Source organism: Blastocatellia bacterium, assembly GCA_025055075.1.
Lineage (GTDB): Bacteria > Acidobacteriota > Blastocatellia > HR10 > HR10 > HR10.
The window spans coordinates 15813-40730 of record JANWYV010000022.1 but is presented as its reverse complement, the minus strand read 5'-3'; the positions used below and the strand labels follow the sequence as shown (position 1 = coordinate 40730).

Genomic DNA, 24918 nt, shown 5'->3' with positions numbered 1-24918 from the left:
TGTTTCGGATAAAGAGTACCCAACCCCCTCGTCGGCGAGCAAGGCGAACGGCTTCGAGGCGAACGGCGCGACAGATGTTCATGATCTTGGGGGCGAGATGCCGAGCGCGCGCATGCGCCGATAGAGATGGCTGCGATCCATTCCCATAGCTTCAGCCGCGCGCGTGACGTTGCCATGATGTTCGGCGAGCTTCTGCAAGATGTATTGGCGCTCGAAGGCCTCAACAGCTTCTTGAAAGGTCTTATACTCGGCGCGCTCGGCGAACGCCAGAGGATCGCCGAGCAGGGGAGGGAGATCGTCGGCGTCCACGACTGGGCGCGCCCACATGATGACGATGCGTTCGACGATGTTCCGCAGTTCGCGCACGTTTCCCGGCCAGTGATATTCCTGCAGTCGGGCGATGGCCGCCGGCGTGAACTCCTTCGGCGTGCGCATATAGGCGCGGGAGAATTTCCGATTGAAATGCTCCACAAGCAGCGGAATATCCTCCACGCGCTCACGCAGCGGAGGGACGACGAAGGGGATGACGTTCAACCGATAGAAGAGGTCGTCGCGAAATTCGCCGCGCTCGATGAGCCGCTGCAGGTTTTTGTTCGTTGCCGCGATGACGCGCACGTCCACGTCAATCCACACATTGCTGCCGAGCGGTTGAATCCGTCCCTCTTCGAGCACGCGCAGAATCTTCGCTTGCGTGCGAAGGCTCATGTCGCCGATCTCATCCAGAAAGAGCGTGGCGCCATCGGCCAACTCGAACTTCCCCCGGCGCGCCGTCGTCGCGCCGGTGAACGCCCCTTTGACGTGTCCGAACAATTCGGATTCCACCAACTCTTCGGGAATGGCCGAACAATTGACCTCGACGAACGGTTTCCCGACGCGCCGCGAGGCGGCATGCAGCGCGCGCGCGACCAACTCCTTCCCCGTGCCGGATTCTCCATAGATGAGCACGCGCCCGTCCGTCGGCCCCACGAGAGCGATCTGCTGCCGGAGCGCCCGCATGGGGACGCTCTCCCCGATCATCTCGTAATCCCGCACGAGACGCTCCTGCAGCTCTCGCGCCTCTCGCTCCAAGCGCTTCTGCTCGATGGCATTCTTGACCGTGAGCAACGTCCGCTCCAGCGAGAGCGGCTTCTCCAGGAAATCGAACGCGCCGAGCTTGGTCGCCTGCACGGCCATCTGAATCGTCCCGTGCCCGGAGATGATCACCACGGCCGCATCGGGCGCCACCTCGCGCAACTTCCGCAGTGTCTCCAACCCGTCCATTCCAGGGAGCCAGATGTCCAGAAGCACGCAACTGTACGGCCGACGCTCGAACGCTGCCAAACAGGCTTCGCCGCTTTCGACAGCCTCGACGGTGAAGCCCTCATCCTCGAGGATGGCGGCGAGCGACTGTCGAATTCCCTCTTCGTCGTCCACGATCAGGATCGAGTGGGCCATAGCGACGATGACGAACGGTCGAGGACGGGCAGCTCGATGACGAAGCGCGCGCCGCGCGGCTCGTTCTCCTCCACCCAAATCGTTCCCCCGTGCTCGGCGATGATCTGTCGGACGATCGCCAAGCCCAATCCCATGCCCTTCGCTTTGTTCGAGAAATAGGGCGTGAAGAGCCTCTCCCGCACGCTCGGCGCAATTCCCGGTCCAGTGTCGGCGACGCTCACGCGGACGCGTCCGCGCTCGGGCAGATAGCGCGTGCTCACGGTGATCCGCTTCTCCCCCGGCACGCCATCGAGCGCTTCCACGGCGTTCTCGATGAGATTGACGAGCGCCCGCTTGAGCTGCTCAGCATCGAATCGAAGACGCGGCACATCCGGCGCCAGATCGGCCTCCAACACAATCCCCTCGGGACGCTCATCGTAAAGCTGCAAGGCCGCTCGAATCGCATCGTTGATCTCCCCTTCGACCAAGCGTGCCTCCGGCAATCGCGCGAATTGTGCGAACTCGTTCACCAACCGTTGAAGGGTCTGCACCTCGCTCTGGATAATCGCCGTTCCCTCCCGCACGATCCGGCGATATCGCTCTTCGGCGAGCGCCTTCGGATCGCCGAGCAGATGCTTGGCGATCCGTTCGGCCGAGAGCCGAATCGGCGTGAGCGGATTCTTGATCTCATGCGCCATGCGACGGGCGACTTCGCTCCAGACGGCCTGTCGCTGCGCTTGCACGAGCTCGGTGACATCTTCCAGCATGAGGACGGCGCCGCGCATCGCGCCCTCGGGGTCCCACAACGGTGAAGCCGTGAGGATGAGATGCCGCTGTCCCATCGGCGTCGGCCAATCTATCTCTTGCACAGCCCATCCCTCTGTGGACGCGCGCGCGATCACGCCCTCGACGATCGCCGCCTGTGCCTCGCCGAAGACTGAACGAAAGAGATCCACAGCCGTCTCCGCGGGCAATGGATCGGAGAGGCGCAGCATCTCGCGCGCCGCGCGATTCACGGTCGTGATCCGCCCCGACTCCTCGAAGGAGATGACGCCCGTGCTCAAGCTCTCCAACACCGTCTCGATATATCGGCGCCGCTCTTCCAGGGCGAGATTCATCGCCTGCAGCTCGCGAGCCGAAGCTTCCAGACGACGCCGGTTCTCCGAGAGTTCCGCGATCATTCGATTGAACGAGTCCACAAGCATGGCCAGCTCGTCCTCGGCCACACAAACGACGGGTCGCGAGAAATCTCCCCGCGCGACGTGCTGCGTCGCTTCGGCCAGGGCCTGAATCGGTTCGGTGATCCCCTTGGCCAAATACATCCCCGTCCACGTCGCGGCGAAAAGGAGCAAGAACGTGATCACACCGAGCACCTGCAGCGTGACGCGCCGCGTCTGCCCCTGCCGACGATGGAGCTGCTCATACGCCTCTTGCTGCCGGGACAGCGCCGCCATGACTCGGGCGATCTGCTGCGGAACCTCCGCCAGGAGAATGATCCCAGTGACGTTCGCCCCTTCAGAGGACGCACCGATGGGACGGCCGAGAACGACGAATCGCGCTTCATCCCCTTCGACGGGGAATGCCTCATACGAGCGTTCGGCCCGCACAGCGTCAATGGCCGCAGCGAACGCCTCCTCGAGATGCGGCGATCGCACGAAGCCCGGTTTCGTCCAGGTCCGCGGCTGAGTCCCTTGAATGAGGGTGATCTCCCTCACCTTCGGATGCTCCAACTCAGCGGCGATCGCGCGCTCTCGGGATCGAGCCTCTCCGACGGCCAATTGCCGCTCCATGCGATCGAGCGTCGCTCGAAGATCGGCCACCTCATCCTCCACATAAGCCCGCGCGAGCTTCTCCGATTCCCGCACGATATTGCGATATGGCTCGCCGAACCACTTCTCCAGCGTGCGATTGATGACGAGATAAGAGAACATGGCCAGGAAGACGAGCGGCAGGATCGAGATGAGGATGAAATATCGCACGAGCCGCGCCTTCAAATGCGAGCCGAGCTGACGCGCGCGCCGCTCTCGCATCAGCCGCAGCAGATTCCGCGCCAGAATGAAGGCGAAGACTGAGAAGGCGACGAAGTTGAACGCCGTCAACAAATAGAGGATCAGCGTCTCATCAGCGCTCACCACATCCATCGGCGGGATGCGCAAGACGCCGAGCAGAAGCAACACCATGAAGGCGATGAACGTTGCCGCCGAGAGGCTCAGGATCACTACCCACGCCCGCACGGGTGTTCGCTTCGGCTCCACCATAAGCGAGGGAATTGTACCAAACCCCCAATCGGGAGTTCCACGCGCTCCCCAAGATGCTGCGACAGCATGAGCACTCAGGGCGCGAGCGGTCTCACGCCCGATTGCCCTCGCCTTGATCTGACGCGCTGCCTCTTGAGGAATCCGACGCGGAACCCCGCGCACGAGCCTTCCGCGAGTTCAGCCGGGGCGCAGCGTTCGCTTGACAAGCGACGGAGGAGATGGCATATTCCCGCTTACAAATTGAACTCGAACGAAGGCTGAAATCCAAAATGGAGGCGTTCTTATGAGCCGAGCGCGATTCCCGCAAAGCTTCATCCTCTGGATTCTTCTCTTCGGAGGATTCGCGGGGGCGGTTTTCGCCCAAGCCTCCGATGCGATCCTCAAAGGGACCATCACCGACCAAACGGGAGCGGTGATCCCAAATGCGAAGGTCACCGTGCGGAATGTGAACACGGGATTTGAACGCGCGACGATGACTAATGAGGTGGGCTACTACTACCTCTCGCTTCTGCCCGTCGGCGAGTACGAGCTGATCGCGGAAGCGCCAGGTTTCGCGACGCTCAAGCGCAGCGGGATCCGATTGATGGTCGGACAAACGCTGACGCTCGACCTCACGCTTCAAGCCGCAGCGCTCGCGGAGGTCGTGACCGTGACGGCCGAACCCCCGATGGTGGAAGTCACGCGCACGCATGTCGCGGCTTCGGTCAACGATCGAGCGGTGGCGAACTTACCGGCACAAGGTCGTAACTTCCTCGATTTCATCCTCCTGACGCCTGGGGTCACGCGCGATCATCGCGCTGGAGATCTCAGTTTCGGCGGATTGCGAGGGCCGCTCAACAGCTTACAAATTGACGGCGTGGACAATAACAACACGTTCTTCGGCCAGACGCTCGGCCGCACGGGGTCCGGGCGCGCCCCATATCAGTTCAGCATTGACGCCGTCAAAGAGTTCCAGGTCAACACGAACAGTTATTCCGCGGAATTCGGTCGCGCTGGAGGAGCCGTCATCAACGTCGTGACGAAATCGGGCACGAATGAATTTCACGGCACGGCCTTCTGGTACTATCGGGATAAGGCGCTCAATGCCAACGACTTCTTCAGCAACGCCCGCCGTTTGCCCAAGCCTCCGTTTCACATCAACCAATTCGGCGGTAATGTCGGCGGCCCCATCGTTCGCGATAAGGCGTTCTTCTTCTTCCTCTATGACGGACAGCGCCAGAAGCTCCCCAACGTTGTCATTCCGGGCGGGCCGGGATTCGTCCCTCCCTCAGATCCGGACTCACAACGCGCCTTTCAATCCCTCCTGGCCTTGGCCCAGAGCTACAATCGGACGTTCGATCAAGACGTTTTCATGGGGAAGGGGGATTGGCAGATCTCTCCCGCACATCGCCTGAGCGGACGATATAATGCCCAACGCTTCACTGGTGGAAACCTGGAGAATCCCGGGCAGACGAGCGCTCTCGAACATACGGGGGATAGTCTGGTCTGGACCGACACACTCACCCTCTCGCTCAGCTCGACGCTCACGACGCGATGGCTGAATGAATTTCGCTTCCAATTCGCCCGCGACAAACAACCCGGGAAAGCCAACAGCGATAAGCCCGAAGCGGAGATCCGCGAGCGCGGACGCGTCGTGCTGACGATCGGTCGAAATTTCTTCAGCCCGCGCGAGACGACGATCCGCCGGTATCAACTCGTCAATAACCTCTCGGCCTTGATCGGGCGTCATGGGCTGAAGTTCGGCGTGGACATCAACATTGACCGCATCAAGAACTTCTTCCCCGGCCAATTCGGTGGGCAGTATTTCTTCGACAGCCTGGCGCAATTCGCCACGGGACGCCCCTCGCGCTACGTGCAGGCCTTCGCTGGTGAGGGCACGACAGGTCCCCTGACATTTCCTCACAACAGCGAATTCGCCGGATTCTTCCAAGACGATTGGCGCGTGACGCCGCGCCTCACGCTCAATCTCGGGCTTCGCTACGACCTCCAGAACATCGCCGATCCCCCGACGCGAAATCCCGATCCGGGGCTGGCCGCGCTCGGCCTTCGGACCGACCGCATCAATCTCGACAAGAACAACTTCGCGCCGAGGTTCGGATTCGCTTGGAGTCCGTTGGCCAGCCATCGGCTGGTGATCCGAGGCGGCTACGGCATCTTTTATGCGCGAACGCCTTCGATCATGGCGGCTCAGGCTCACTCCCAGAACGCGATCAACGTGCGCGTGCTCACGTTCACGGGCGATCTCGTGCCGACGTACCCGCAACGCTTCGATCGGCCTCCAACTGGAGGCGTTCCCTCCCCACCGAGCATCTTCGTCTTCGCCCCGGATTACGTGAATCCCTATGTCCAGCAAGGAAGCCTAGGGGTGGAATACGAGCTGGCGCCCAATCTCTCGATCTCGGCGAATTATCTCGCTGTGAAGGGAACGCATTTGCAGCGCACGCGCAACATCAATCTGCTCCCTCCCGTGCTCGCTCAGATCGAGATCGTCGGAGAAGGCATCCGGACGTACCGTCGCTTCCCCGGACGCCTGCTCCCTCAGTTCGTCCGCATCAGCCTCTTCGAGAGCACGGCGAATTCGATCTATCACGGCGCGGCCTTTCAGGTCCACAAACGATTCTCGCACAACGTCCAATTCCTCCTCTCGTACACGATCTCCAAAGCGATTGACGATACGCCGGATGCGACCTCCGTCGTCGCCTTCAGCAGTGGCGATGACGCCAAGCAGGTGCAAGATCCCTTCAACCTCCGCGATGATCGAGGGATCAGCTACACGGACATTCCCCAACGCCTCGTCCTCAGTTGGATCTGGGACCTCGCCTATGCGCGGAATCTGCAGAATCGTGTGGCGCGCGCGATCCTCGGAGGATGGTCCGTGAGCGGGATTTTGACGGCACAATCCGCTCCCGCTTACTCGGCCCTGGTCGGGACCGATCTCAACAATGACACCAATGCGCGGACGGATCGCGTGCCGGGATTCGGGCGCAACACATTCCGCGGATTCAACTTCGTCAGTCTCGATCCGCGCCTGACCCGCGAGATCGCTTTAGGAGAGAAGGCGAAACTTCACTTCATCTTCGAAGGGTTCAACATCCTCAATCGGACGAACTTTCGGACGATCACCTTGGGCGGGGCCTTGCCGAGCGTGAACGCCATCATGTACACGCTCGCCACAAGTGGGCCCAACGCGGGGAAGCTCGTGCGCCGCACTGACTTCGGCACGCCGACGGAGACGTTCGACCCTCGAATCCTGCAACTCGCGGTGAAGATCGTGTTTTGAAGCTGACGAAGAGGGGAAGAGGGTCTCGGCGGCACGCCTCAGGTCGAGACCCTCTCTTCTCTCACGCGCGAGCCACTTGCCAAGCCCGCCAGGATGAGGGAGAGGGTCATCCCTGAGATTCGCCTTCTTCGCGAACGACTTGAATCCGAATTTCGGCCGTCACCTCGCGATGGAGCTTCACGGGGATTGTGTACTCGCCCAGGTACTTGATCGGGTGTTCGATGAGGATCTTGCGCCGATCCACATCAATCCCCCGCTCGGCCAACGCCGCGGCGATGTCCATCGCGGTGACGGATCCAAAGAGCATATCCTGATCCCCAACCTTGCGCGGGAATGTGAGGACCAACTCCTTGAGCCGTTCGGCCACAGCTTCGGCCTGCGTTCGCTCCCGCATTTCCCGACGCTCAAGGAGCCGTTTCTCCTGCTCGACCGCCTTTATGTTCGCCGCTGTGGCGAGCACGGCCAACCCGCGCGGCAGGAGATAATTCCGCGCATAGCCGGCCTTCACGCGCACGATCTGTCCCCTTCGTCCCAAATGCTCCACGTCTTCCCGTAGTAAGACTTCGACCGTCGCCATAGGCAATCCCCCCTTGCGCCCGAGGCCTCCGCGGCTCAATCCGTCACATATGGCAAGAGTGCGATGTTACGCGCCCGTTTGATCGCGCGCGTCAACATGCGCTGATGCGGAGCACATACGCCGGAGAGGCGGCGCGGCATGATTTTCCCTCGCTCGGGGATGAAGGCCTTCAACGTCTCGACGTCCTTGTAATCAATCCAATCCACCTTCTCCCGACAGAATCGGCATTCGCGACGACGGCGGACTCGCTGCGGAGTCATCCCGCTCATCGTCGGCGCGACACTCACATTCTCAGCCATCTTCAGTCACCTCCCTCCGTGGGGCTACGAGCTCACGATTTCGCCTCTTCTCCGCTTTTGTTCCGCGTCCCGGATTTCTGCTCGCGCGCTTGCCGCGATGCTGCGGCCTGCGCTCGACGTGCGGCCTTTCGTTGTCGGCGGCGTTTCATCCGCTCCTTCCGCCGCAGCTCATCATCAATCCGAATGATGAGGTGACGCAGAACGGCGTCCGAGACGCGCAGGCGGCGATCCAATTCCGCCACCTCCGTTCCCCGCCCCTCGAAATGCATGAGCACATATGTCCCCTCGCGCACGTGATCGATCTCATACGCGAGTTGACGACGCCCTAGGGGTTGAACGTTGGTGACAGTCGCTCCCAAATTCTCAATGTGTCCCTTCACCTGCTCGGTGAGGGCCGCCGTCTCTTGATCGGACAACGTCGGACGAGCGATGAAGAGAAGTTCGTATTTTCTCATGTCCTCCTCCTCACGGATGTTCGCGACTTCCCGAACAGCCTCGCCATTCGGCGAAGCGAGGAGTCACATTCCCTTAAACTTCAGGGCAGCCGGCGACCGGCGATGGTTCCGCGAGCGCCGACTTTCGCGCATTGAATTCAGCCATCGCTTTCTCGATTCCTTCGCGCACCCAGAGCAATGCGGCCGCGGCTGCGCGCTCGATCATAGCCTCCACGATCGGCTCCTCGTCGGGCTCGAATGGGGAGAGGACGAATGCGACCGTGTCGGCGATCGGGGCGTGCGGTCGAATCCCTAGCCGCAATCGCGGGAATGCAGTGCTGGTGAGCGCTTCGATCACCGAGAGCAATCCGCGATGGCCACCGGCGCTCCCCTTGCGGCGAATTCGGATCGTCCCCAATGGGAGATCCAAATCATCGAGCACGACCAAGAGGTCCTCCAAGGGGATCTCATATCGTCGCACCAATTCCCCGACCGCATGCCCGCTCCGGTTCATGTACGTTTGTGGCTTGGCCAGCAGAAGGGAGACGCCCTCTGCTTGGGCAGCTCCGATGAGCGCATGGGCTTCCTGCCGCTCGATGGACGCGCCGAGGATTTCCGCCAAACGATCCACCACGCGAAACCCCAGGTTATGCCGCGTGCGGGCATAGGCATGGCCGGGGTTGCCGAGCCCCACGATCAACTTCACGCTTCTTCCTCCTCTTCGGCTTTCCCCTTCTTGATGACCTCGGGTTCGACCGGCATCGTCGGCGCAGCCTCTTCTGCGATCACCCGTGGCGCGAGCACGCTCACGATCACGCGTTCCGGATCATCGAGGACGCGAACCCGGTCGCCAAGCTGCAGGTCTTTCACAGCGATGTGATCCCCGATCTCCAACGCGCTCACGTCCACCTGCAGACGCGCGGGGATCTCCGTCGGTAAGCACTCGATCTCCAATTCATGCGTCGCGAAATCGAGCAATCCACCCTGTCGGACGCCGACGGCCTCACCGACGAGCTCGACGGGGACTTTCACGCGGGTGGGCTTGCCGAGATCCACGCGCAGGAAATCCACATGCAGGAGCACGCCCGTGATGGGGTCTAATTGCCAATCCTTGATGATCACTGGCACCGTGTTCCCATCCACGGCGAGCGTGAAGATGCTCGTGTGCCCATACTTTCGGAAGATCTCCAGCACTCGCGCTTTCTCCACAGCGATCGGGACCGGCGGCTCCGCGCCTCCATAGAGGATCGCCGGAATTTTCCCGGCGCGGCGCAACTGCCGCGCTCCTCCTTTGCCCAAGCGCGTCCGAATGTTGGCTGACACGGTCACGTCCAAAAGACTCATAGACGCCCTCCTCCCCTGGCGACACACTCTAGATGAACAATCGGCTGACGGAGGTCTCCTCGTGAATCGAGCGGATCGCTTCGCCCAAGAGGGGAGCGACACTCAAGTAGGTGATCTTCGAGACCTGTTGGCCGCGCGGGGAGAGCGGAATCGTATTGGTCACGACGACTTCCCGCAGCGGCGCGCGCTCGATCCGCTCGATGGCTGGTCCAGAGAAGATGGCGTGCGTACAGCACGCATAGACCTCGCGAGCCCCCCCCTCCAACAGCGCTTCGGTCACCTCCGTCAACGTGCCCGCCGTATCAATCATGTCATCCACGATGAGCGCCGTGCGCCCCTTGACCTCTCCGATGATGTGGAGGACCTCAGCCACGTTGGCTCGTTCCCGCCGTTTGTCAATGATGGCCAATTCCGCGTCCAAGCGTTTCGCATAGGCGCGCGCGCGCTCGACTCCCCCGGCATCCGGAGAGACGACGACCAAATCCGGAATTCCCTTTCGGCGGAAATACTCGACCAGCACCGGAGCGGCGAAGAGGTGATCCACCGGAATACTGAAGAATCCTTGGATCTGGCCCGCGTGCAGATCCATCGTCAAGATGCGCGAGGCCCCCGCTGTCGTCAGCAAATCGGCCACGAGTTTGGCTGAGATGGGCACGCGCGGTTTGTCCTTGCGGTCCTGCCGCGCGTAGCCGAAGTATGGGATCACGGCCGTGATCCGCTGCGCCGACGCGCGCCGAAAGGCGTCCAGCATGATGAGCAGCTCCATTAGATTGGAATCCACCGGAGGACAGGTGGATTGGATGACGAAGACATCGGCGCCACGCACATTCTCCAGGATCTGAAACTGGATCTCGCCATCGCTGAAGCGTCCGAGGAACGCATTCCCCAAAGGGACCTTCAGGTATTGACAGATCTCTTCGGCTAAGGCTCGGTTCGAGTTCCCGGAGAAAATCTTCATCCCGTTCATCCGTTTCGCCCTCGCCCTGCTGAGAGTCCTTCACCGCCGCGATGGCAGTGCTTCCAGCCTCGCGGGGGCACACATCGTGAGCGCTGAGCCTTCGGGAGGGGAATGGCTGGAGGGGAAGGACTCGAACCTTCAAACCCGGCTCCAAAGGCCGGTGTGATGCCAGTTTCACCACCCTCCAGCATCGCCAATCATCCGAAACCGCAGTGAGATCTCTCAAGGGCCGTTCGCTTCGCCCGAAAGGCCGGCTGTAAGGCGCGCCCAATATTCGGACCGATCCACCGTCCGCGTTCGCGCCCACCACCAACCGAGCGTCGCGAAAGCAGCTTCCGCCTGCTCGGCTTCGCGCTCGCTTTCAAAGACCCCGAAGATCGTTGGTCCGCTTCCCGAGAGCCCGACGGCGAGCGCCCCGCACTCTCGCAACCGCTCGAGCCCGCGCGTCAGCTCCGGGTATCGCTCCCGCACAACCGCCTCGAAGTCATTTCCTGCGACGATCGCAGTGAGGGGCCGCGTCGCCTCACCCCCCTCACCCGGTCCAATCGCAGGCCATGCCCGCACAGCGCGATGCCAAGCCCTTGAGCAAACCGAAATGTTACCCGGGGCAGCTCGCTTTGTCAATTGCCCATAAGCCCAAGACGTTGAGAGGGCGAAGCCGGGATTGGCGAGCACCAACACCTCTGCTCGCACATCCGGGAGCGGATAAACCTCATCTCCACGCCCGATTCCTAATGCCGTCCCACCGATGAAGAAGAAGGGGACATCGGCACCAAGCTCTCGTCCCAGACCGAGCAGCTCCTCGGGCCCGAGCGGGATCTCCCAGAGTCGCGCCAGCGCCAAGAGCGCAACGGCGGCATTGCTGCTGCCTCCCCCAAGTCCTGCGGCGACGGGAATGCGCTTCTCGATCCGAATTCGCGCTCCCACCTTCACGCCTTTCGCGCTGCGTAACCGTTCGGCTGCCCGAAAGACGAGATTCTCCGGTCCCTTCGGGACCTGCGGATGTGTGCATGCGACTTCGATCCCGTCTTCCATCCACTCGAAATGGAGCACGTCCGCGAGCGCAATCGTCTGCAGCACCGTGCGAATCTCGTGATACCCATCTGGGCGCAGATCCAGCACTTCCAGCATCCAGTTGATCTTCGCGAAAGCGGGAACGCTCAGGCGCATCACGGATCCAGGAAAATTTGCGTGACGTAGTGTGCTCCGGTCGCCGCGATGGCCACGCCGACGCCCGTAGATCGGAACGGTCCGAGGAGGTTTCGTCGATGCCACGGACTCACCATCCACTGATGGATCGTCGTGCCCACGGGATAGATGGGGTCGAAGTTGAGGGCGATATTTTCCGCCACCGCGCGGTAACGGGTCAGGCCTATCTGCCGCACGCGCATGCTGAGATCTTCCCCCTCGGGCGTGATGTGCCCGAAGAATCGGCGCGCCGCCATATCCTCGCTATGCCGACGCGCGGCCTCGGCCAACCGCGCATCCCACTCAAGAAGAGGAAGACGGCGCAGCGCGCGCTCTCGATTCACCCCTTCGAAGATCCACATCTCCAGTTGCGCCGGAGAGAATCGAACGAAATCGTGCGGCACTCCGACGCCCTCACTCCTGGCCCGCGGATGCGCGAGGAGAGTCAAGCTGATGAGGGCCACGCCCAGCGTGAGGCTGTTGATGCGGCTCCGTCTCATCGGCTCTCCTGACCCAGATGGCGGCATTTCAGGGCATCTTATTTCCGTCCCATCGCTTGGCGCAGTTTCTCCAACTTCTGATGGATGCGCTCGCGCTCGCGCGACTCGGTCGCCAACTGCAGCGCGCGCTCGTAGGCCTGAAGCGCTTGCTCGAGCCGGCCCCGACGCTGATGGAGATCTCCCAGATGCTCGTGGATCGTGGCATCGCGCGGTTGATAGAGCACGGCTTGCTCGAGATACCGTTCGGCTTCGTCCAGATTCCCCATCTGGAAGTAAACCCACCCGAGGCTGTCCAAGAACGCACCGTTATTCGGCTCAATGTTCACCGCACGACGGATCAGCTCCAGGGCTTCCTCCAACCGTTCCCCTCGCTCCGCCAAGTAATAGCCGAGGTTGTTGAGGGCCGTCGCATTATCGGCATCGCGTTCGAGCACCTGCCGCAGCGTCGCCTCGGCTTCGGCGAAGCGCCCCAATCGCTCCTGAATCAGGCTCAATTGGATGAGCAACCCATTATTGCGGGGATCGCGCTGCAGAGCCTCCCGCACCACGGCCTCGGCTTCCGCGTAGCGTTCGGCATCGCTGAGCACGAGGGCTTTCATCGAGAGCACTTCGATGTCCTCGCTGAGTCCGGTGAGCAAGCCATCGAGTAGCCGCAGCGCTTCGTCCACGCGCCCCAAGCGTCCGAGGGCTTGTGCCTGCAGGAGTCGAAAGCGACGCTCCTCGGGATATCGCGCGGCCGCCTCCTGCGCATGCGCGAGCATAGCCTCGAAATTCCGCTCCTCGCGGAAGGTGTCCACGATCAAGAGGTCCGCTCGCGGATTCTTCTCCCCCAATACGCGCCGCATGCGCTCGAACACGCGAAAAGCATCCTCGCGTCGTCCCGCCTGCCGATAGGCGAGCGCCATGTTTGTCAGCACCATCTCGATAGCCTCGCGATGGCGCTCGGGCGCTGTCCCATCGGGGGCGAGCAAGGCCTTGAGGATCTCCTCGTAAGTCGCAATCGCCTCATCCACCTGCCCGATCTCCTCGTATGTCTGCGCGAGCACAAAGCGCACGTTCAGCCCCTCACCCGGAGGGCTCTCCCTGAGCGCGTTCTTCAACGTCTGGATGGCCTCGGCGCGACGCCCCGCGCGGCGATGGGCTTGCGCCGTCAAGCGCAAAGCCTCTAAGTTCCGCGGCTGTTCGGTCAGAATGCGCCGCAGGATCTCGATGGCCTCGTCGTACTTCCCGGAGAAGATGAGGGCCTCGGCATAGTTGATTCGCAGCTCACTATTGCTCGGGTCGCGCTCGAGCGCCTCGCGATACGCCTGAAGCGCCTCGGTCGTGTGCCCCTGATAGAGGAGCGATTTCGCCAGCAAGATGGCGTACTCAGATTCCGGCTGATTCATTAGCGCGCGCGCCGCATTCTCGGCAGCTTGCCGATACTGCCGCCGATCGAAATAGATCAACGCCAATCGGTAGAATGCTTCGTCAGCCGTCGGATCACTCCCGGTCCATCGCTCGAGAGCCTCCTTCAACCCATCCGTGTCTTCCAAAAACGCATAGAGTTGCGCGAGCGATTGCCACGCTTCGACGTCCAAATCGTCCTCGACCACGACCTTCCGGAAGGCCTCGATCGCGCGACGGGCTTTCTCCCGATCCCGCGCCGTGAGCGCTTCTTCGCGAAGGAGGCGTCCCAAAATACGGTGCGCGCCGATCTCCTTCGGATCGAGCTTCAACGCCGCTTCCGCCTCGCGTTGCGCCTGGGCGAAATTCCGAAGCTGATAATACAGCTCCGCCATGGCGACGTGCGGCTGAGGAGCTGTGGGATCGAGCGCAGCCACTTTCCGAAACAACTCCAGGGCGCGAATATAATCGCCCCGCATGGCCGCTCGCATCGCTTCGCCATAGATCAACAATGCTTCGACCCGCGGCTTGCGTTTGGGCTCCTCGCGTCGTTCCGCCGATGCCTCCGGCCTCCTTTGGAGAATCACCGGTGCTCCCGCTGGCGCTTCGTTTCCCAGCAGAAGCAAAACGCCGAATGTGCTTATGAGAATCCGCGCTCGTTTTCCGACTTCGCGCATCTTCGCCTCCCTATGGCTGTGCGCGCTCGATGGCGCGAGCCCACATCGAGCGCCAGGGGTACGTGTACAGCAGGAGGACCATGCCGATCCCTCCCAAGCGCCACATGTCTTCGAACACGCGCGTGAGCATGCTCAACACGAACCCCACAAGTACCACCGATTCGCTGATCGCCCCCAAGATGATCGTCGACTTCAGCAGATGCTCGATGACGCCCACGATCCCGTGTCGCTGCGCCACGCGCCCTACGCGCCCGATGCCGAACAGCCAACGACGCAGCACGATCACCCCAATGCTCATGACGAAGGCGGCGCCATAGAGCGCTTGCCGGAGCGCCCTATGCTCAGCGGCCGAGGCGATCGAAACGCCCATCGTCTGGCTGAAGAGATAACTCACCAAAAACGCGACGAGCCCACTGGACACCATGGCCAGATGCAGAAACACCGCAAGCCGATGGCGCATCTCGAAAGACGTCCGCTCGTCCATTCCTTGCTCCCCTCACAATACGGGACGCGGCGCGACGAGTTCTCCGTTCTCCAGGATGATCTCATCGCCCGTGCCCGGTTTGCCATCCGGCCCGAGGGATTCCAACCGATAGCCTCTCGCCGTGACCGCGTAGAGGAACGGGCGGTGCCACCAATCCTCGCGAATCACCCGCTTGAGATAGGTCGGCGTGAGCTGATCCACGAGGGCGACGAAATCGGCGACCGAGGGGTAAAAGCCGCGCTCCTTGCGGAAGGCCTCGACGGCGGCCGCCACCTCGCGCAAGTCGGCGATCGTGCGTCGCGTCTTCTCCGCGCGCACAGCCGTCGTCACCAGCTCAACGCTCTCCCATTGCCGATCGCCGACGCGCACTTCGGTGACCTCCCACTCGTTGTCCCGCCGCGTGAATTTGAAGGCCGTCAGGACAAACGCTTCGACGACGGCATCGCGCCCGCCTAGGCGATCAATCCGACGAACGTGCACGTTTTCCTTGGGGAGTTGAATCCCCCCGACCGTCGCGATTAAGCGGCGCGCTTCGCCAGGCGAAAGCTCCCCGCGCGCCCACGCGCCCATCAGGAACGCTCCAACAAGCGCTAGAGCCACGCCGCCTTTCTTCCACATATCCCCTTCCCCTCGAGCGCACCAGACGCCGTTCACTCAAGAGGGAAATGGTACCAGAGGGAATGCCTCTTTATCTACTGGCGAACCGATCGGAGAACGCGGCCGTGATGGATCGTCCGCTGACACGCCTCATCGCACGATGAGAATCTCCTCAAATGGTGAGCTGGCCACCTCGTTCTCGCTCGCATCGAAGCCCCGCACCTGCCAGAGATAACGTTCGCCGCGATGCAATTGCCGACGCACGGCCTCGGGCAGTCGCAGCTCGACCTCTTTCACTGGCGGACTCCGCCAAATCAGCCGATAGCTCACATCGCTCACCTCGACGACATAGCGATCAACAAGCGGTGACGGCCGCCAGACGAACTCGATGATCTCCTCGCGCACTTCGCTCACCGGACTGATGAGTTGGATGACCCGCCCACGCTCTCGCTGGCGTCGTATCTCCTCTCGGCGCTCGAGCCAATCGAGAAGCTCACCGAATGCGATCCCCATCAGGACGAGCACGAGACCAATCATCCCCCACCGCCGCGCGCGCTGCTTCCAACGGGGCCACTCCGGGAATTCTTCCTCGATCTCGCGTTCGATCGCCTGCGCTCGCTCGCGCACGCGCCCGAAGCTTCGTTTGGAGGAGACATCCGGCTCCATCGCCCTTGATCATAAAAGTCACTCCCGATGCCACGCAAGCGGCCGCGCTCGCCGTGCCATTACTTGCCCCTCTTGCCGACGCTCGATGCCTGGTCTACGATGTCGGTCGAAAATGGGGGAGATGATCACTACGATGAAGCGAATCCGTGGGCAAAATGAAACTTTCACGCACCGGCGCGCCACGCGCGACAATCTTTGCATGGGAGGAAAGGTCATGAGACGCGCTCTCATCGTTCTTCTTCTCCTGGGATGCCTCGCGCCCTCAGCGCGAGCCCAACACGCCCCGGCGACGCTTGCGGAGCTGGTCGAGAGCGCGGGCACGATCCTCGTCGGACGTGTTCTCAAGGTTCGCGAAGAACCACACCCACAATATCCCTTCCTGACCATCACGCGCGTCACGCTCGCCGTCGAGCGCGCGTTCAAAGGGAGCCTCGAGGGAGATTCGTTCACGTTCCTCCAGATCGGCGGTTCGAAGACCTTTCGTCCATTTCATTTGCCCAGCTATCGGGAAGGCGAGGAGGTCATGCTCTTCCTCTATCCGAAGAGCCGTTATGGCCTGACCAGCCCCGTTGCTGGAATGGCTGGGAAATTCCGCCTCTTCCGAGATCCGCAGACGAAACGACGGATGGCTGTCAACGGCTTCGATAACCGAGGGCTCTTCGACGACTCGTCCGCCCGCTTGGCACTCTCGTCCGCCGAGCGGGCGCTCGTCAGTCGCCATGAGCATGGCCCCATCGAGTATGAGGTGCTCGCCGCACTCATCGCGCGAGGGGCGAACGCATCCCGCTAGTGATGGAGGTCCTTTTGCCATGACTCGTCGAATCGCTCTCATCCTCAGCGCAATGGTCCTCCTTGGGCCCTTTCACTCCTTCCGCCTTTGGGCCGGCGGCCCCATAGCCTTTACCCGAGGGGGTCTGCCGTTCCGCTGGAACCCGACGCGGCCGATCACATACACGCTCGATCAAGGGTCGCTCGGCTCACTCTCTCACGCAGATGCCGCAGCGCTCGTCAGAGCGGCCTTCGAGACCTGGGCGAGTGTCCCTACAGCGCGCCTTCGATTCCAAATGGTCGGCCTCACGAGCGTAGATGTGACCGGCATGAACGTGCTCTCCTTCATGAACGAGATCATCCGCCAGTGCACCGAGCAACGCCTCTGCACGAACCCAGTGATCCTGGATTCCGATGGGAGCGCCATGGACGCTCTCCTTGGACGGGGCAGCAGCACTCGTTTGGGAGCGTGGGCCGCCCCACTCACAATGACGGATGCTGAAATCCTCCAAGGCGTCATCCTCATCAACGGGCGCTTCGCCACAACGCCGGATCGGCTTCGCGGCTTCCTCACCCACGAGATCGGTCATTTCCTCGGCCTCGATCATTCCCAGCTCAACTCGGAAGCCGTCTTCGACGCTGACCCGACCAACGATCACACGGTTCCCACGATGTTTCCCTTCTTCACCGCGCAATTTCGCGTCGAGGAGTGGGCCACGCTGCATCTCGATGATCGAGTGGCGATCTCCAACCTCTATCCCGCGCCCGACTTCGGGCTGACGACCGGGACGATCCGCGGACGCATCCGCTACGCCGACGGCCATGGCTTCATGGGGGCGAACGTCATCGCGCGGAAAGTGGATGATCCGCGACTGACGGCTGTCTCCACTATCTCCGGATACCGCTACATTGGCACCGTTCCGAAGTCGGACAAATCGTTTCGCCTGGGATACGTGGGCTCGGACGATCCCGATCTGTTCGGATACTACGAGCTTCGAGGGCTTCCTCCCGGCACCTATACGGTCGAGATCGAGCCTATTGATCCGCGCTTCACTGATGCCTCACGTGTCGGCCCGTTGGATCCCCCTTCCCCTTTGCCGGCGCCCCCCGAATTCTACAGTGGCCCTGGAGAATCTGATCGCGATGATCCGAACGATCGCGCGCTCATCACTGTCTTCCCCGGGATGGTCGTCGAGAATGCGGACATCATCTTGAACACTTCGGTCGCGCGCCCGTCGAACGACGACTGCGCTTCGGCGACACCGATCTCTGGCACATCGTTCGTGGATCGAGTGAACGTCTGGACGGCGACCTCGGTGGCGACTGACCCCCTGCAATCCTGCACAGGAGGAAGGCGCGGCAGCCAAAGCGTATGGTATAGCTTCACCCCTCCGAGCAACGGGACGATCACGCTGAGCACACTCGGAAGTAGCTACGATACGACCATCGCCGTCTACACGGGCTCATGCCCCGCGCTCCGGGAGATCGCCTGCAACGACGATTGGGGCTTCCTGGCCACTTCTCAGCTCACAGTGAACGTGAGAGCAGCAACGACTTACCTCATCGCGATCACGAGCGCTGGGGGGCCGGTCCCTCGGCCGCAAGACGCCACGCTCGCGTTCACCTTCCGCTTCAGCAGCACGAGCGCGCCGTTCTCCACATCGGCGACGTCTGCTGTTGAGAGGATGAGCGAAGGAATGGTGAACGAGACGGAGCCGAACAACACGCTCGCGACGGCGAATTCGATCGTCCCCGATACCACCATTGTGGGCACCTTGGATCCAGCCAATGACGTGGATTTCTTCGCCTTCGAAGCCAGTGCCGGACAGCAGGTGATCATTGACGTGGATGCGCAATCGCTCACGCCGAAATCTCCGGCTGATACGGTCGTCACGCTCTACGACAGCAGCGGGCGACAATTGGCCGAGAACGACGACGAATCCTCGGACACGCGGGATTCGCTCTTACGCTTCACCGTGCCCGCAGCAGGCCGATACATCTTTCGCATTCGCGATTTCTCGCAACGTGGCGGGCCGAACTTCGCCTATCGAGTGCGCGTGGCCCTCACGGGCGGCGTTCCCCCCGGTCGCTTCACTGAAGCCGAGCCGAATAATTCCGTCGCGCAAGCGAATCCGATCACACCGAATGTAACGATCCGCGGCGTGCTCGATCCTCAGGGCGACGTGGACTTCTTCGCCTTCCAAGCGAGCGCCGGACAACGCGTGCGGATTGATGTCGCGGCCAAGCGGCTCACTCCTCCTTCGGCGGCTGATACGATCGTCGCGCTTTTCGACAGCAGCGGGCGAAAACTGGCCGAGAACGATGATCGCGCGCCCGGACAGCTCGATTCTCTGCTCGAGTTCACGTTCACCGCCGCCGGACGCTATGTCTTCAGCATCCGGGACTTCGGGAACAAAGGCGGACGAGACTTCACCTACGAAGCTTCCGTCACCCTCACTGGAGGCGCGCCCGCGCGAGTGAACGAATCCGAACCCAATAACGCCTTCGCCCAAGCTCAGGCGATCACGCCCGATGTCCTCATCGTGGGAAGGCTTGATCCAGCTGGCGACGTGGACTTCTTCTCATTCACGGCCAATCCCGGTCAGCGCCTGACGGTGGATATCAATGCGCGCTCGCTCACGCCGCCGTCCGAGGCGGATACCATTGTCACGCTCTTCGATAGCAACGGGCAACAGCTCGCGGAGAACGATGACGCCGAAGGCGCGCTCGACTCGCTCCTCACATTTGAAATCCCCCGTTCGGGGCAGTACTTCGTGCGCATCCGCAACTTCAGCCCGAAAGGCGGTCCCTCTTACACGTATGAGGCGCTCGTCACGCTGACGGGAGCCGCTCCCCCTCCTCCCGGCATGGCGATGGAATCGGAGCCGAATAATTCGCTGACTCAGGCGAATGCGATCACGCCGAATGTGACCGTAAGCGGGACGATCAACCCAGCGGGCGACGTGGACTTCTTCGCCTTCGAAGCCAGACGCGGCCAACAGCTCGTCATTGATCTGGACGCGCGCTCGCTCATGCCGCCTTCGCCTTTGGATACGGTCGTCACGCTCTTTGACAGTCGCGGCCAGCAATTGGCCGAGAACGATGATGCCGAAGGTTCGACCGATTCGCGGCTCAGCTTCACGATTCCCGCTGACGGTCGCTATTTCTTCCGCGTGCGCAGCTTCGACGGGAAGGGCGGGCCGAACTATATCTACCGAGCTACGGTGACGCTCACGGGCGCCGCACGCCCGCAGGAGACGGAGCCCAATAATGAATTCGCACAAGCGAATCAACTCCCACCAGAGACGCCGATCACGGGGACGATCAATCCCGCCGGAGACGCAGACGTTTTCTTCTTCGACAGCGAGCGCAGTGATGTGGTGACGATCACGGTCAGAGCGAAGACGCTCACGCCTCCTTCTCCAGCGACGCTCAAGCTCGAGCTTTTCTTCGGGATGGTGAAGCTCGCAGAGAGCGTCGCCTCAGATACGCGCGATCCTTCGCTGACTTTCGTCACCCTGCCCCTTTTCGGACGCTATTTCGTGCGCCTCACCGAAGCCCAAGGCCGCGGCGGCCCGACTTTCACCTATGAGCTCACTCTCACCATCCGATGAGAATTCGACGCCATAGAAAATCGGGAGCGCTTCTTCAGACCCGCTGGACGCAAGCGCTCCTAGATTCCCCCGTCTTCACGGCGAGCAGAATCCCATACGCAGAGGATGTGTGACGTCGCAGGCGCGACGTCATCAGGGCTCCGCTCCCGACAATGGCCCGCCCTCTATCGGCGCATGACCGCGCCCGCCACAAAACCGATGATGTGCCGCAATTCTCATAGCGCTTACCCCCAATCAGTGCTCCCACTTGAAGAGATCGAACGCCACATTTGGCAGCGACGCGAATCTCCGTAGGGCTGCGGCGCACGCGCCGTTCATTGGCTCGCCCCCTATCGCATGGCTTCGCGCTCTGAGAGGAAGTCGTCGCTCTCCCGAGCTGGACTTCCCTATCGGGAGAGCGAAATGGCCGATCCGCGATTCGTCACCCCTCACCTTCGTGCTACACTTATGAAGCCTATGAAAGTGCTGACGGCCGCCGAAGTGCGCGAGGTGGATCGGTTGACGACGGAGCGGTATGGGATTCCGAGCCTCCTCCTGATGGAGAATGCCGCCGCGCAGACGCTTCGCGCGCTCGAACAGAGGTTCGGAGCAGTCGCCGATCGGCATATTCTCGTCCTGTGCGGCAAAGGGAACAATGGCGGAGATGGCGCCGCCTTCGCGCGTCAAGCTTGGATGCGGCGTGCGCGCGTGGACGTCCTCCTCTTCGCACGCGTTGAGAATGCTTCGGGAGATGCGCGCGTTAATTTTGAGATCGTTCGAAATCTGGCCGCGCACTCGGACGCATTGCGCTTTTTCGAGGACGTCGGACAGCCGGTATGGCATGCGTTTCGAGAGCGACTGGCGCACTATGATCTCCTCGTGGATGGCCTTTTGGGGACGGGACTGGAGCGACCGGCCGAAGGGCTCTATGGAGAAGTCATTGCGGATCTCGCGCGATTCGCCGAGACCCCGCGCGCGACGCGCATCATCGCAATTGATCTACCATCAGGATTAGCCGCCGATCGTGAGCATGTGATCGGGCCAACGGTGCGCGCTGATCTGACGGTGACCTTCACGGCCCCGAAGCCCGCCTTGGTGCTTCCACCCGCGTACTTGTATGCTGGGGAAGTTGTCGTCGCGCCCATTGGGTCCCCGGATGAATTGATCCATTCGGTGGGAGCGAAGCTGAATGTGATCGAAGCCTCGGACGTGCGCCGCTGGCTGGAGCGGACGCGCCGACAGCCTCTCAGCCACAAGGGGACTTACGGGCATGTCCTATTGATCGCGGGATCGCGTGGCAAGCCGGGCGCGGCCTGTCTGGCGGCGCGCGCGGCGCTCGCTGCAGGAGCGGGATTGGTCACAGTCGCTACTGCACCAAGTAGTCAATCGGTCATCGTCGCGCAGGTCGCCGAAGCGATGACCGAAGCGCTTGAGGAAACAGCGGAAGGGACAATCGCTGAGCACGCGCTGGCTCGCGCGTTGGACTTGGCGGCCGAGCGCGATGTGGTCGCTCTTGGTCCAGGGCTCACGACGCATCAGAGTACGCAGCGCTTTGTGCGCGAGCTTCTCCCGCGCGTGCGGTGCCCGATCATCGTGGATGCCGATGGCCTCAACAACTTGGCACCTTGGCCCGAGGAGCTTCACGGGCGAGAGCGTCCCGTGATCGCGACGCCACATCCGGGCGAGATGGCGCGCTTGATCGGAGCCACGAATCAGTACGTCCTGGAGAATCGCGTCTCGGTCGCGCGCGAGTTCGCCACAGCGCATCACGTTTGGCTCGTGCTCAAAGGTCATCGGACGCTCATCGCCGCTCCGAATGGACAGGTCTATGTAAATCCCACGGGAAATGCGGGATTGGCGACGGCGGGATCGGGCGACGTCCTGACGGGAATTCTTGCCGGATGTTTGGCGCAAGATCGAGGGGAAGATCCCACGGATGCGGTGCTCGCGGCTGTATATCTGCACGGGTTGGCGGGCGATCTGGCGGCTCAGCGCGTGGGCACTCGCGCGATGCTCGCTTCAGATGTGACAGCGCACCTGGGCGAAGCCCTCGCACAGGTGGGAGGAGAAGATGAGCGGCGTTCAGGGAGTCTTCCTCACGCACTCGGCTGAAGAGACGCGCGCATTGGCTGAAGGCCTCGCGCGTTCCCTCCAGACGCCAGCGGTTTTCCTCCTTATCGGAGAGCTGGGCGCGGGGAAGACGGTCTTCGCGAAAGGTTTGGCCGCAGGATTGGATATCGATCCCGACGAGGTCACCAGCCCCTCGTTCACCCTCGTCAATCTCCATCATGGGCGATGGCCTTTCTACCACATTGACCTCTATCGCATCGATGATCCACGCGCGGTCATTGAGCATCTAGGTTTGGCGGAGATCCTGGCCGCTCCGGCAGTGGTCGCCATCGAATGGGGAGAGAAAGTGCCGATCCAATGGCTCGAACAAAAGGCGGGAACGCCACGCCTTATTTACCGCGTCGAATTCCTTTGGCTGGACGAGACGACACGCCAAGTGACGATCCGCTGTGATGCGCCCCACTCGGCGCCGTCGGATACTTGAATCCCCCACGGCGCTTCTGCTATAACCGACAAACAGTCGGCGAGGGAGAACGATGGCATTGCTCAGCACACTGCGCGCGAAAGCTGACGCCGGTGAGAAGACCTTCACCGTCGAAATCAGTCCGCCCGCGAATTACAAGACCATGGTGAAGACCGACGAGATGGTGCGCGCCCTGAAGGACTTCGATATCGCGGGCATCGCCGTGACCAACAGCACGGGCGGCAGCTTTCGCATGAATCCGCTCTCGGTCGTGGAGACGATTCGCGCCTGGAGACCGGAGACGCCGATCGTCATTCATCTGACGGCGCGCGATGAAGGCTCGATCCGCAGCGTCTACAGCCGCGCCGATGAGATGAATCGAAAGGCGGTCTCCGATGTCCTCATCCTTCGCGGCGATCCGACACCTCATCGTTCGCGCGAAGTGGACGCCTTCAAATTCTCCACGGTCGAATTGGTCCGACTCATTCGGGACTATCGCGATGAGCAGGGGTACGCGATCGACATCTTCGTCGCCGGACATCCGGAATATCCCGCGCATGCGCTCTCAAAGCACATGGCCTATCAACGACAAAAGGTCGAGTCCGGCGCGGATGGCATCATCGCCAACATCATCACCGATCCCACGAACTACGTCCGCTATGTGGAGGCGGCGCTCGCGCAGGGGATCGCGGTCCCAATCCTCCCCTCTGTGATTCCGCTCACGAGCGTGCGTCGCTGTCTCTTCTTACAAACGAGCTTGCACATTCCGGTTCCTCGCTGGATTTTGGAGCGATTGGATGGGGCCAAGAGCAAGGAAGAAGTCGTGCGCCTCGGCATAGAGCTCACTATCGGGATCGTCGAGCATCTGCTGCGCGCGGGAGCTCCCGGAGTGAACTTCAACCTCATCTTCCCGCAGGACATCGCGTCGGTCGCTGAGATCTTGCGCGCTGTTCGCGGCTATGCCACGATCTGGGAGAAATACAAGATCGAGGACCCCGAGGAAATCGAGTATTACAGCCTATTGCGTGGCCGCCTTTCTTAACCTGTCCGACATCCACGTCTCGCGCTTCATCGCCCCCTCAGAGCACCGAACGCCAGCCACAGGCGAACGAATTTCGGCGTCAAGCGCACCACGGAGCGGACGATTCGCGTTCGGCGTGGGATAACAAAGCGGTTCCTCTACGAAGATCAAGTCTGTTCTGCATCGCGAGCTTGCGAGCGATCTAATCCTGGACTCCGGTCACGCTCGTGTCACTCGCCTCGCTCGGACTCATCTCGCGGTTCGTCGGCGGCTTTGCTCGGTCGCTCACACGAAGAAGGGCTCCACGCGCACGCGCGCGGAGCCCCCCGAGTTCATCAATGTTTCCCCGGTTCAAGCGGAACGCCCTTACGCGTGCTCGTGATATAAGCTTCGAGCGCGATCATGCGCGGATCATCAGCCGCCAAGGGCTTCCCCTTCATCGGATTCTCGATGCACCAGTTGATCATATCGCGCAGCGTGGCGATGCGCTTGAGCTGCGTCTGGAATTTCGGGTAGGTCTCCGGATGCGTCGCCGCCGCGTCGGGATGGCACATATCGCAGGAGATCCCGATGGTTCCGCCGAGCGCTCGCCAATCGTGGAAGAGCTTATATCCCTCCTCGATGGTGCGCTTCAGCTCGCGCTCCCAGATCATGCGATCGCGCGCCGTCCACTTGGAGGCCTGCTTCGCCTGCTGTTCGGTATAAGCGGCCATCATGCGTCGCGCGACTTCGCGCGCTTTCTCCGGCGGCAGGACTTCACCAGCGCGGGCATCAGCGATCTCCAGCTTCGTCTCTCCGTCGCACAACTGCACGACGAGGCGATCGGAACCGCCAGACGCCTTCGGCTCTTGGGCGCCCACCGTTCGCCGTTCAAGCGATGTCGCCACGAGCGCCAGTCCAACGATCCCGAGAACCAGAACGAACAATTTCATCGTCCTCATT

At 61.8% G+C, this 24918-nt stretch carries 21 protein-coding genes and 1 tRNA gene; 6 read left to right on the top strand and 16 right to left on the bottom strand.

Going from position 1 to position 24918, the window contains the following annotated elements; translation table 11 throughout:
* Nucleotides 1-78: 78 nt before the first annotated feature.
* A complete protein-coding gene (locus NZ746_06060) occupies nt 79-1434 on the bottom strand; it encodes a sigma-54 dependent transcriptional regulator (protein ID MCS6816928.1) in 1356 nt (451 codons plus the stop codon).
* On the bottom strand, nt 1416-3671 hold the full coding sequence (locus tag NZ746_06055) for an ATP-binding protein (protein ID MCS6816927.1): 2256 nt from the start codon (nt 3669-3671) through the stop codon (nt 1416-1418). The genes NZ746_06060 and NZ746_06055 overlap by 19 nt, the downstream gene beginning before the upstream one ends.
* Nucleotides 3672-3954: 283 nt before the next feature.
* Here NZ746_06055 and NZ746_06050 point away from each other — a divergent pair, with 283 nt between their 5' ends.
* The gene (locus NZ746_06050; protein ID MCS6816926.1) at nt 3955-6951 is read left to right on the top strand and encodes a TonB-dependent receptor; all 2997 of its coding nucleotides are present in this window, start codon (nt 3955-3957) and stop codon (nt 6949-6951) included.
* A gap of 106 nt (nt 6952-7057) precedes the next feature.
* Here NZ746_06050 and rplI read toward each other — a convergent pair whose 3' ends face one another.
* The 13 genes from rplI to NZ746_05985 all read right to left on the bottom strand — a co-directional run bounded on the left by rplI (nt 7058) and on the right by NZ746_05985 (nt 16061).
* Nucleotides 7058-7528 (bottom strand): 50S ribosomal protein L9, encoded by a 471-nt coding sequence (rplI, locus tag NZ746_06045; GenBank protein ID MCS6816925.1) that lies wholly within the window; start codon nt 7526-7528, stop codon nt 7058-7060.
* Nucleotides 7529-7563: 35 nt separating this feature from the next.
* Nucleotides 7564-7827: a 30S ribosomal protein S18 gene (gene rpsR, locus NZ746_06040; protein ID MCS6816924.1), complete on the bottom strand. Its 264-nt coding sequence runs from the start codon at nt 7825-7827 to the stop codon at nt 7564-7566.
* 32 nt (nt 7828-7859) lie between these two features.
* Complete coding sequence (gene rpsF / locus NZ746_06035; protein ID MCS6816923.1) at nt 7860-8282, bottom strand: 30S ribosomal protein S6; 423 nt, start codon at nt 8280-8282, stop codon at nt 7860-7862.
* 73 nt (nt 8283-8355) lie between these two features.
* Nucleotides 8356-8967: an aminoacyl-tRNA hydrolase gene (pth, locus tag NZ746_06030; protein ID MCS6816922.1), complete on the bottom strand. Its 612-nt coding sequence runs from the start codon at nt 8965-8967 to the stop codon at nt 8356-8358.
* Nucleotides 8964-9605 (bottom strand): 50S ribosomal protein L25/general stress protein Ctc, encoded by a 642-nt coding sequence (locus NZ746_06025; protein ID MCS6816921.1) that lies wholly within the window; start codon nt 9603-9605, stop codon nt 8964-8966. Before NZ746_06025 ends, pth begins: the two co-directional genes overlap by 4 nt.
* Before the next feature lie 28 nt (nt 9606-9633).
* A complete protein-coding gene (locus NZ746_06020; protein MCS6816920.1) occupies nt 9634-10572 on the bottom strand; it encodes a ribose-phosphate pyrophosphokinase in 939 nt (312 codons plus the stop codon).
* 103 nt (nt 10573-10675) lie between these two features.
* Nucleotides 10676-10750: transfer RNA gene (locus tag NZ746_06015), tRNA-Gln, on the bottom strand.
* Between the two features lie 35 nt (nt 10751-10785).
* Nucleotides 10786-11733 carry a 4-(cytidine 5'-diphospho)-2-C-methyl-D-erythritol kinase gene (gene ispE, locus NZ746_06010; protein ID MCS6816919.1) on the bottom strand — a complete coding sequence of 316 codons (948 nt, stop codon included), beginning with the start codon at nt 11731-11733 and terminating at the stop codon, nt 10786-10788.
* On the bottom strand, nt 11733-12251 hold the full coding sequence (locus tag NZ746_06005) for a CAP domain-containing protein (GenBank protein ID MCS6816918.1): 519 nt from the start codon (nt 12249-12251) through the stop codon (nt 11733-11735). The genes ispE and NZ746_06005 overlap by 1 nt, the downstream gene beginning before the upstream one ends.
* A 38-nt stretch (nt 12252-12289) precedes the next feature.
* The gene (locus NZ746_06000) at nt 12290-14314 is read right to left on the bottom strand and encodes a tetratricopeptide repeat protein (protein ID MCS6816917.1); all 2025 of its coding nucleotides are present in this window, start codon (nt 14312-14314) and stop codon (nt 12290-12292) included.
* A gap of 10 nt (nt 14315-14324) precedes the next feature.
* Nucleotides 14325-14798, bottom strand: a complete 474-nt coding sequence (locus NZ746_05995) for a hypothetical protein (protein MCS6816916.1) — start codon at nt 14796-14798, stop codon at nt 14325-14327.
* A 12-nt stretch (nt 14799-14810) separates the two neighbouring features.
* Entirely contained in the window at nt 14811-15416 is a 606-nt protein-coding gene (locus NZ746_05990; protein MCS6816915.1) for a type II secretion system protein GspG, read from the bottom strand.
* 129 nt (nt 15417-15545) lie between these two features.
* Nucleotides 15546-16061 (bottom strand): hypothetical protein, encoded by a 516-nt coding sequence (locus tag NZ746_05985; protein MCS6816914.1) that lies wholly within the window; start codon nt 16059-16061, stop codon nt 15546-15548.
* Nucleotides 16062-16275: 214 nt separating this feature from the next.
* Here NZ746_05985 and NZ746_05980 point away from each other — a divergent pair, with 214 nt between their 5' ends.
* The 5 genes from NZ746_05980 to NZ746_05960 all read left to right on the top strand — a co-directional run bounded on the left by NZ746_05980 (nt 16276) and on the right by NZ746_05960 (nt 23997).
* Nucleotides 16276-16851: a hypothetical protein gene (locus tag NZ746_05980; protein MCS6816913.1), complete on the top strand. Its 576-nt coding sequence runs from the start codon at nt 16276-16278 to the stop codon at nt 16849-16851.
* Nucleotides 16852-16870: 19 nt separating this feature from the next.
* The gene (locus NZ746_05975) at nt 16871-20443 is read left to right on the top strand and encodes a DVUA0089 family protein (GenBank protein ID MCS6816912.1); all 3573 of its coding nucleotides are present in this window, start codon (nt 16871-16873) and stop codon (nt 20441-20443) included.
* A gap of 456 nt (nt 20444-20899) precedes the next feature.
* Nucleotides 20900-22534 (top strand): NAD(P)H-hydrate dehydratase, encoded by a 1635-nt coding sequence (locus tag NZ746_05970; GenBank protein ID MCS6816911.1) that lies wholly within the window; start codon nt 20900-20902, stop codon nt 22532-22534.
* Nucleotides 22494-22976 (top strand): tRNA (adenosine(37)-N6)-threonylcarbamoyltransferase complex ATPase subunit type 1 TsaE, encoded by a 483-nt coding sequence (gene tsaE / locus NZ746_05965; protein MCS6816910.1) that lies wholly within the window; start codon nt 22494-22496, stop codon nt 22974-22976. Before NZ746_05970 ends, tsaE begins: the two co-directional genes overlap by 41 nt.
* Before the next feature lie 52 nt (nt 22977-23028).
* Complete coding sequence (locus tag NZ746_05960) at nt 23029-23997, top strand: methylenetetrahydrofolate reductase (protein ID MCS6816909.1); 969 nt, start codon at nt 23029-23031, stop codon at nt 23995-23997.
* Nucleotides 23998-24311: 314 nt separating this feature from the next.
* On the opposite strand, the gene NZ746_05955 is transcribed toward NZ746_05960, so the two are convergent.
* Nucleotides 24312-24917 (bottom strand): hypothetical protein, encoded by a 606-nt coding sequence (locus tag NZ746_05955; protein MCS6816908.1) that lies wholly within the window; start codon nt 24915-24917, stop codon nt 24312-24314.
* Nucleotide 24918 lies beyond the last annotated feature (1 nt).

Excerpts from the sequence above, each read along its gene's own strand:
- rplI (MCS6816925.1), bottom strand. The coding sequence starts at position 7,528 with ATGGCGACGGTCGAAGTCTTACTACGGGAAGACGTGGAGCATTTGGGA.
- NZ746_05960 (MCS6816909.1), top strand. The coding sequence starts at position 23,029 with ATGGCATTGCTCAGCACACTGCGCGCGAAAGCTGACGCCGGTGAGAAG.
- NZ746_05995 (MCS6816916.1), bottom strand. The coding sequence starts at position 14,798 with ATGGACGAGCGGACGTCTTTCGAGATGCGCCATCGGCTTGCGGTGTTT.
- rpsR (MCS6816924.1), bottom strand. The coding sequence starts at position 7,827 with ATGGCTGAGAATGTGAGTGTCGCGCCGACGATGAGCGGGATGACTCCG.
- NZ746_06055 (MCS6816927.1), bottom strand. The coding sequence starts at position 3,671 with ATGGTGGAGCCGAAGCGAACACCCGTGCGGGCGTGGGTAGTGATCCTG.
- rpsF (MCS6816923.1), bottom strand. The coding sequence starts at position 8,282 with ATGAGAAAATACGAACTTCTCTTCATCGCTCGTCCGACGTTGTCCGAT.
- NZ746_06000 (MCS6816917.1), bottom strand. The coding sequence starts at position 14,314 with ATGCGCGAAGTCGGAAAACGAGCGCGGATTCTCATAAGCACATTCGGC.
- NZ746_06005 (MCS6816918.1), bottom strand. The coding sequence starts at position 12,251 with ATGAGACGGAGCCGCATCAACAGCCTCACGCTGGGCGTGGCCCTCATC.
- NZ746_05975 (MCS6816912.1), top strand. The coding sequence starts at position 16,871 with ATGACTCGTCGAATCGCTCTCATCCTCAGCGCAATGGTCCTCCTTGGG.
- NZ746_06060 (MCS6816928.1), bottom strand. The coding sequence starts at position 1,434 with ATGGCCCACTCGATCCTGATCGTGGACGACGAAGAGGGAATTCGACAG.
- NZ746_06050 (MCS6816926.1), top strand. The coding sequence starts at position 3,955 with ATGAGCCGAGCGCGATTCCCGCAAAGCTTCATCCTCTGGATTCTTCTC.
- NZ746_05990 (MCS6816915.1), bottom strand. The coding sequence starts at position 15,416 with ATGTGGAAGAAAGGCGGCGTGGCTCTAGCGCTTGTTGGAGCGTTCCTG.
- NZ746_05955 (MCS6816908.1), bottom strand. The coding sequence starts at position 24,917 with ATGAGGACGATGAAATTGTTCGTTCTGGTTCTCGGGATCGTTGGACTG.
- NZ746_05985 (MCS6816914.1), bottom strand. The coding sequence starts at position 16,061 with ATGGAGCCGGATGTCTCCTCCAAACGAAGCTTCGGGCGCGTGCGCGAG.
- NZ746_05980 (MCS6816913.1), top strand. The coding sequence starts at position 16,276 with ATGAGACGCGCTCTCATCGTTCTTCTTCTCCTGGGATGCCTCGCGCCC.
- NZ746_06025 (MCS6816921.1), bottom strand. The coding sequence starts at position 9,605 with ATGAGTCTTTTGGACGTGACCGTGTCAGCCAACATTCGGACGCGCTTG.
- ispE (MCS6816919.1), bottom strand. The coding sequence starts at position 11,733 with ATGCGCCTGAGCGTTCCCGCTTTCGCGAAGATCAACTGGATGCTGGAA.
- NZ746_06020 (MCS6816920.1), bottom strand. The coding sequence starts at position 10,572 with ATGAACGGGATGAAGATTTTCTCCGGGAACTCGAACCGAGCCTTAGCC.
- NZ746_05970 (MCS6816911.1), top strand. The coding sequence starts at position 20,900 with ATGAAAGTGCTGACGGCCGCCGAAGTGCGCGAGGTGGATCGGTTGACG.
- tsaE (MCS6816910.1), top strand. The coding sequence starts at position 22,494 with ATGAGCGGCGTTCAGGGAGTCTTCCTCACGCACTCGGCTGAAGAGACG.